The sequence below is a fragment of the Bradyrhizobium sp. genome (assembly GCF_049581145.1).
Classification (GTDB): domain Bacteria; phylum Pseudomonadota; class Alphaproteobacteria; order Rhizobiales; family Xanthobacteraceae; genus Bradyrhizobium.
Map to the genome: position 1 here is coordinate 1 of NZ_JBAURI010000710.1, position 7,135 is coordinate 7,135.

The window sequence follows — 7,135 nt, forward strand, 5'->3', positions numbered from 1 at the left end:
GAAGATCGACAGCGCGACCATCACCCAGGCGGCCAGCAGGGAAATCCGGTGCAGCATCCAGGCATCATGACACGAATTTGCGTCCAAAGCGCGACGGTTCCCGATGGAAACGCCCTGGCCCTTCCGATTATCGTTTTGAGGACGATCTCTGCGCAAACGCGTCGCGTCCTCAATCCAGCGGTTCGATCCTGACGATCGAGGCGCCGTCATTGCTGCCGACCCAGAAGCTGACCGGCGTGGTGCTGTTGTCGACGAAAACCCTCCTGATGTTGGTGGAACGCGGCAGCAGATAGTCGACCATTTCGCCGGTCCTGGTGTTCAGCCGCGTCACCTGGTCGGTCACCATCGATCCCGTCCACGCCTCTTCGTTCTTGTCGAGCACGGCGTCATAAGGCGCCGACCAGCGCGTATTGAGTTTCCATTCCCTGAACTCGCGCGTCCTGGTATCGAACATCCCGATCCGGTCGCCGCGATATTCGCCGAACCAGAGCCGATCCTGCCCGTCCATATTGCCGCGTCGCGGCGCCGAGTGCGGCGTCGGCGTCTGGAACAGCGAGATCTTGCCGGTCTTGGCGTCGATGCGCCCGATCTGGCCCTGACGGAAATCGGTGAAATAGGCGTTGTTTTCGGAATCCGGGATGACATCGTAGATGTTGTGCGACTGGCCCCTCGGCGCGCTCGCGAACGGCTCCCAGGTCTCGATCTTGCCCGTCGCGATGTCGAGGCGATGCACGCCAGCAAAGCCGTTGTTCTGGGTCCAGACCTTGCCGTCGACGTCGGAATGCTGCGGGCTGACCATGTTGATCTGGGCGGCGTCGATATTCTGCTCAGCCGGCAGCGTCCAGAACTGGAATTTCTCGTCCTTCGGATCGAACTTCACGATCGTCGCCTGGTACATGTTGCCGAGCCACAGGTTGCCCGCGGGGTCGGCGCGCAGGCCGAGGCTGCCGGTCGGCGCATCTTCCCGGTGTTTCGGATAGGGATACTCGGTCACCTTGCCGGTCTTCGGATCGAGCCGGCCGAGGACTTGCTCGCCGAAACCCGAAAACCAGACGATCCCGTCCTTGTCCAGCATCACATCATGCGGCGCCATCGTCTCGCGCGGCAGATCGTATTCCGTATAGATCACCCGCGTCGCCCGGCCCTTCGGGCGGGCGAAGGTCTTGAGCGCGTATGTCCATTGCTCGGCCTTGCTGAGATTGATCGTGCTCAGATAATCCGCAGCACTGCGATAGACCTGGATGCGGTCTTCACCCTGCTCTTCCATCCGCCGTTCGGCGGGGCGCAATTGCGGGTGGATCGGCAGGCTCTGCTGCACATAGCCCTGCATGCGCGGCAGGATCTGGCTGAGAAAACCCTCCGAGTCATATTTCGAGCGCATGATGCGTTCGACCCGGTGACAGCCGACGCAGTTCAGCAATTGGTCCTTCTGCTGATCGGTGCCGGGAATGCTCGCGAGCCATTCTCCGTTCGACAGTTGCGCGGCGAGGTCCTTGGTCTTGCCGAGCCTGAGATCGCCGGTGGCGGCTGTTTGATCCGGGGCTTCGACCGACTTGATCTCGATTTTTTGCGGCGTCTCGAGCTCGTAGCCGACCGCACGCACGTTGAGAGCATATTGCCCCGGTCCGAGCCGGCTTGCAGGAAAACGGTAGCGGCCGTCCGCGTCGGTCACGACCGTGACCGTGATGGTCGAGCCGTCCCTGGTGGCGCTCACCAGCACGCCCTCCATCGCCGCTTCATCCGACGATCTGACCACGCCGGTGAGCGCCGCCGGCGCTTGCGCCGAAGCAATGGACGGAAACCCCGCGGCCAAGATGAAAGCCAGGCCTGCAGCAGTAAGAGGCGGATAGCGCATGAGTCCTCCGGGCGATTTTCTTGATTGCGGCCAGCATAGGCGCACCTGCCTGGGCGCGGCAAGGCTGTCGCCCGTAAAATGCCGGGCAGGGTCTGGCGGCCGCTCGGCACAAAACCGCGTTCAGGTTGGCGAGGTAACCTGTGATTCAGCGGCTACGGCCTAACTGATTGCGGGCGCGCTTCGGCCCGTGGGGAAGCCGTCGCCGATGTTCTCAGCTCGGCGGCGGCTTTTCTATCGAATGACGACAGTTCCGGCCACCGATGCGACGAGGCTGCCTTCGAATACAACCTCAGATCGTGCCACCATGGCGCGCAATTCGATTAAATCTTGAATGACCCGATCAGACATCAGACATTGGAACCTTTTCGGTTCCGGTATAGCATGCCTGGCGCGCGACATCCGTTGACTTCGCCATGCCCGAAAGACACGCCGCCTCATTGACAACCTTGCGTTCCGTCATCGTGTGCCTCGCGCGTGCCGGGGTTTGCCGCTGCTCGGGGTCGAAGCACTTGCCGATATACGGGAAGGACTTCGTCACAGCGCCAATGTCCGCTATCATTGTTGCCGATAGATCAGCTGCTCGGGAACGTCGGCCAAGATGATCTCTTTCATGGCACAAGCTGGAGGTTGGAAGACGGGCAGAACTCGGCGACCGGACTCTTCATTTCCGGATTTTGAACGCACTCAGCCATCTTGCTGCTAACCGGAGGGTAGGTCTGTCGTGACAAGCGCGAACCGTCTGCGATGCGCTACATTGGTTTTCCTGGCGGCGGCCACGGCGCCGGCCGAAGCTCTGGAGGCGACCACTGGCGATCTTTATAAGGCCTGCGTAAGCGCCAGCGATGTTGGTGCGGCCTATTGTTTGGGCTTCGTAACTGGAGTCTGGTTCAATATGTCCTGCACGGCAGAGGGTACGGTGACGAGTGATGTTCTATCTCAAACATTTAAAAAATGGGCAATGGTTCATCCAGAAAAATGGAGAGACCGCGCAGGGGTTGGCGTCGTAAAGGCGATCAAATCAACCTGGTCATGTCAGTGACCTGAGCAAGCGGCCAAGGATCGAAGCGCGAACCAGGCTTCGTATGATGCCGCCATTTCCTCGATCGCCCCATCATTCCGGACACCGTCGCGATCGCCCGGTCGGGTTGAGCGGGATTTTTTCGAAAAGCCCGTGCGGACCTTCCGGCTGATGCCTAGCTCATGACGCGGCGCACGTACGGCGCGCCCTTCGTCAGCACACACATGTATGAATAGGTCTGTTGCTCATCGCCCAGCACGGTATCGACATCAACCATGATCGGTCTTGTCTGGCCCTGCCACGTCGACAGGATCGACGCGGGAACAGGCCGGGTATGGGTTTTCTTGATCACCAGCCCGGCGATGTGCGGCAACGCTTCGGCTGCCTTCGATATGCACGCCTTGTTATCGTCCGCGTGGCTACCGGAGGCTGCAAGAAGCGTGATCGAAGTTACGACGGCAAGCTTCGCGCGCATGGGTTGTCCCGACATTCGTGGCGAGTGAGCGAACGACCTCCGTTCCCCCTCATGCCAGCATAGCGGAGATTGCGGCGCGCGGGGACAACATTTCGCCCATGCCATCTGACCAGGCTCTTTTGCGTCCTGCCCCGTCCAGATCTCGGCGCGCGACGCCAACCAAATTCGCAAGCCCAGGCTAGAACGGATATCCCGACAGCGTACCGACCACGAGCATCGCGACCACGGCCACGGCAAAATAGAGCGCGGCCACCCGAACGCCGGAGCGGCTGCGCCGGGACAGAGCGCGTGCGTAACGGTGCAAACGGGCTTCCGCCGCCAATTCGCGCAGGGTCCTGCTCCAATACGCCATGGAGTCGATTCCACTACGGTTTGCGGCGCCTGGCAAGGCAGCTCCGCAAATAGTGATATCGAACGCAAATCGAATCTCTCAGAAGTCAGTAATTCTCCATGGCTGAAGAAGCGGAGAATTTTACTCGCCGGCATTTGATGCGAATCGGAACCAGTTGCCGCCTCAATAGACGTCTTGTTGGAACCGGCCCTTCTTCTTCAGCTCCGCGACGAAGCTTATGGCTTCGTCGGTCGATCGGGCACCAAATTGCGCGACGATATCGACCATCGCGCGCTCGACATCCTTGGCCATGCGCTTGGCATCGCCGCAGATATAGACATTGGCGCCCTCGGCGAGCCAGGTCCACACTTCGCGTCCGACTTCGCGCATGCGATCCTGCACATAGAATTTCTTCTCGCCGTCGCGCGACCAGGCCAGCGACAGCCGTGTCAGCAGGCCCGACGTCTTCATGGCGTTAAGCTCGTCGGCATAGAAGAAATCGCAGTCGCTGCGCTGATGGCCGAAGAACAGCCAGTTCTTGCCCTGCGCGCCGGTCGCCTTGCGGTCGAGCAGAAAGGCGCGGAACGGCGCGATGCCGGTGCCCGGCCCGATCATGATGATCGGCGTCTTCGGATCCTGCGGCAGCGCAAAACCATGCGCCTTCTGCACGTAAACCTTCACCTCATCGCCGGGATTGACGCGCTCGGCGAGGAAGGTCGAGGCGAGCCCGAGCCGCTTGCGCTTGCCGACCACATAGCGCACGCAATCGACCGTGAGCGAGAGTTTTCCCGGCGTCGCATTGTGCGACGAGGAGATCGAATAGAGCCGCGGCTGCAACGGCTCCAGCGCCTCGACGAAGGCCTCGGGATGCGGCCGGATGCCGGAAAATTTCAGCAAGCCGGCCATCACGTCGAGATTGGCGGCGTCGCCATCGGGGTCCTCGCCCTGCGCCAGCGCGCGGGCCTTCTCGCGTTGCGCGCCGCCCGTGAGGTACGAGATCAATTCGAACAGCGTGTCAGGCGCCGGCGCCAGCGACACCTCCTCGATCAGCACCTCGCGCAAGGTCTTGCCCCGCACCGCGGTGGTATGGGAGGCGCCAAGCAGCGCGATGATCTGGTCGACCAGCCCGAGATCGTTCCTGGCAAAAATGCCGAAGGAATCGCCGACGACATAATCGAGGCCGCAGCCCGCGAGATCGAAGTCGATATGCCAGGTCTCCTTCTCCGAGCCCTTCTTGTTGAGCAGCCGTCGCGAGACGAACGTCGCCGCGATAGGATTGTCGCGGCAACGGCCGGGCTCGGTGATGGTCGTGGTCACCGTGACCGCAGGGACAGCGGTGGCCGACGCCGCGGCTGGCGCCTTGTCCAGCTCTTCGTACAGCGACTTCAGCATCCGCGCGGTTTCCTTGCCGCCGGGGACGCAGAGATTGAGCCGCGCTTCGCTTTTGCTGGCGATCACCTCGGAATAGTCGTGGCAGTTATAGCCGCACTGGCCGCAATCCTGCTGCGCCATCGCCGCCATCATCCGCCGCCGCAGCGGACGGCCTGCGGCCAGCTTCATGCGCTCGGCCATCGCCATGGTCTGGTCGTGCCAGGGCGCCTCGCCGTCGTCGCCATCGCCGGCGGCTCCCTGCAGGATGGCGGCGCCCTGCTCGGCCGGGAGCGCCGCCGGTCCGTCATTGGTGAGAAGACCGGCCAGGAAGCCGTTGAGCCATGAACGCTGTGCTTCGGTGAAAGGCGCGCTCGACGGAATGATTTCGAGTTTCGGCGGCGGGGTGATCTGGTTCATGAGGACATCTCCGCGTCGGCGAGCTTGCGTAACGCTTCGCCGTCGTGGCGGCGCGCAAAGCTGAGGAAGGTTTCGTCGGGCGAGGCGCGATAAGCCAGATAGGCCTTCAACAGCTTCTCGATGGTCCGGGGCGCGTCTTCGGCCTTGAGGTCGTGATAGACCTCCTGCCCGATCTCGGCCTGCGGCCCGAAGCCGCCGCCGGCGAACAGATGATAGCCCTCGATGGTGTCGTCGCCCTCGCCCAGCGGCACTTTGGCGGCAATCAGGCCGATGTCGCTGATATAATGCTGGGCGCAGGAATGGTGGCAGCCGGTAAGATGGATGTTGAGCGGGGTATCGACCGTCACGCGCGGCTCGCACCAGTCGCCGATCTCGGCCGCGTGGCGCTTGGTGTCGGAGGCCGCGAACTTGCAACCGGCATTGCCGGTGCAGGCGATCAATCCGGCGCGGATCTGCGATGTCCTGACCGCAAGGCCGAGTTGTTCGATGGCGGCATTCGCCAGCGCCAAATTGTCGTCGCGCACGCCTGAGATCAAAAGATTCTGCCACACCGTCAGGCGGATCTCGCCATCGCCGAGATCGCTCGCGATGCTGGCGAGGCCGCGCATCTGGTCGCAGCTGAGCTTGCCGACCGGAAGCGCAACGCCGATCCAGTTCAGCCCGGCCTGCTTCTGCGGATGCGTCCCGATATGCGCCATGCGGTCGAAGGCCGGGCGCGGCGCGATCGCCTCCGCCGGCGCGCGCGTCAGCTTGCTGCCGAGCCGCTGCTCGACGGCGGTGATGAATTCGTCCACGCCCAGGCTGTCGAGCACATATTTCAGGCGCGCCTTCAGCCGGTTGGTGCGGTCACCGAGATCGATGAAAACGCGCACGATGGCGTCGGCGACTTTGGTCGCATCCGCCGGCCGGACGATGATGCCGGTCTCCCTCGCGAAATCCCTGTGCCCGGTGATGCCGCCGACGCCGAGGCGAAACCACACGCCCGGCTCGGCGCCAAAACCGTCCTTCACCTCAACGGCGGAAAACGCGATGTCGTTGGTGTCTTCCAGCACCGCGATCTTGCCGGCGCCGTCGAAGGCGACGTTGAACTTGCGCGGCAATCCCGTGAGCGAGCGGTCGTTGAGGATGTGGTAGTGCCACTCCCGCGCAAACGGCCGCGTGTCCAGCAGCTCCTGCGGATCGATGCCAGCGGTCGGCGTGCCCGTGACGTTGCGGATGTTGTCGGCACCCGAGCCACGCGAGCACAGGCCCAAGTCCTGAATGCCCTCGATCAGCGCCACCGCATGCCTGGGCGGGATCTCGCGGAGCTGCAGATTGGCCCGGGTCGTGACGTGGGAGTAAGGTCCGCATAGGTTTTCCGCGAGATCGGCCAATCCGGCCAACTGCCAGTGCTTGAGGATGCCGTTCGGGATCCGCAGCCGGCACATGTAGGAATCCTGCGCCGGCGCCACATAGAACAGGCCGTAATAGCGCCAGCGGAAATTGTCCGCCGGTGACGGCGGCGCATTGTCGAGCGCCTGCTGCTTCAGCCGCTGATAGGCATCGAAAGGATGCTGCTCGCGCTTGAACTTTTCCTGGTCCGCAAGCTTCTTGCCGGAAGCCGTGACCCTGTCCTGCGCCTTGATGTGCGCGGCCTCGGGGCCGGTCGGCTCGGCATTGGCCCTGCTC

Annotated in this window: 7 protein-coding genes; 1 reads left to right on the forward strand and 6 read right to left on the reverse strand. The window is 62.7% G+C overall.

What is annotated here, in order from left to right:
• Both WCB02_RS23065 and WCB02_RS23070 read right to left on the reverse strand, forming a co-directional pair.
• Window positions 1-210, reverse strand: a 210-nt coding sequence (locus tag WCB02_RS23065) for a hypothetical protein (protein WP_423961765.1), incomplete at its 3' end; no start/stop codon positions are given.
• Entirely contained in the window at window positions 170-1,855 is a 1,686-nt protein-coding gene (locus WCB02_RS23070; RefSeq protein WP_423961753.1) for a virginiamycin B lyase family protein, read from the reverse strand. The genes WCB02_RS23065 and WCB02_RS23070, both read right to left, overlap by 41 nt.
• A gap of 721 nt (window positions 1,856-2,576) precedes the next feature.
• Here WCB02_RS23070 and WCB02_RS23075 point away from each other — a divergent pair.
• Window positions 2,577-2,894, forward strand: coding sequence for a Rap1a/Tai family immunity protein (locus WCB02_RS23075; RefSeq protein ID WP_423961754.1), 318 nt, complete (start codon window positions 2,577-2,579; stop codon window positions 2,892-2,894).
• Between the two features lie 154 nt (window positions 2,895-3,048).
• On the opposite strand, the gene WCB02_RS23080 is transcribed toward WCB02_RS23075, so the two are convergent.
• The 4 genes from WCB02_RS23080 to WCB02_RS23095 form a co-directional block, all read right to left on the reverse strand.
• Complete coding sequence (locus WCB02_RS23080; protein ID WP_423961756.1) at window positions 3,049-3,348, reverse strand: hypothetical protein; 300 nt, start codon at window positions 3,346-3,348, stop codon at window positions 3,049-3,051.
• A gap of 178 nt (window positions 3,349-3,526) precedes the next feature.
• Window positions 3,527-3,700 carry a hypothetical protein gene (locus WCB02_RS23085; RefSeq protein ID WP_423961757.1) on the reverse strand — a complete coding sequence of 58 codons (174 nt, stop codon included), beginning with the start codon at window positions 3,698-3,700 and terminating at the stop codon, window positions 3,527-3,529.
• 162 nt (window positions 3,701-3,862) lie between these two features.
• Window positions 3,863-5,467, reverse strand: coding sequence for a sulfite reductase subunit alpha (locus WCB02_RS23090; RefSeq protein WP_423961760.1), 1,605 nt, complete (start codon window positions 5,465-5,467; stop codon window positions 3,863-3,865).
• Window positions 5,464-7,135 (reverse strand): NirA family protein (locus WCB02_RS23095; protein ID WP_423961763.1); only part of this gene is annotated, 1,672 nt, incomplete at its 5' end. The genes WCB02_RS23095 and WCB02_RS23090, both read right to left, overlap by 4 nt.

Coding starts and splice junctions, on each gene's coding strand:
- WCB02_RS23070 (WP_423961753.1), bottom strand. CDS start 1,855: ATGCGCTATCCGCCTCTTACTGCTGCAGGCCTGGCTTTCATCTTGGCC.
- WCB02_RS23080 (WP_423961756.1), bottom strand. CDS start 3,348: ATGCGCGCGAAGCTTGCCGTCGTAACTTCGATCACGCTTCTTGCAGCC.
- WCB02_RS23085 (WP_423961757.1), bottom strand. CDS start 3,700: ATGGCGTATTGGAGCAGGACCCTGCGCGAATTGGCGGCGGAAGCCCGT.
- WCB02_RS23090 (WP_423961760.1), bottom strand. CDS start 5,467: ATGAACCAGATCACCCCGCCGCCGAAACTCGAAATCATTCCGTCGAGC.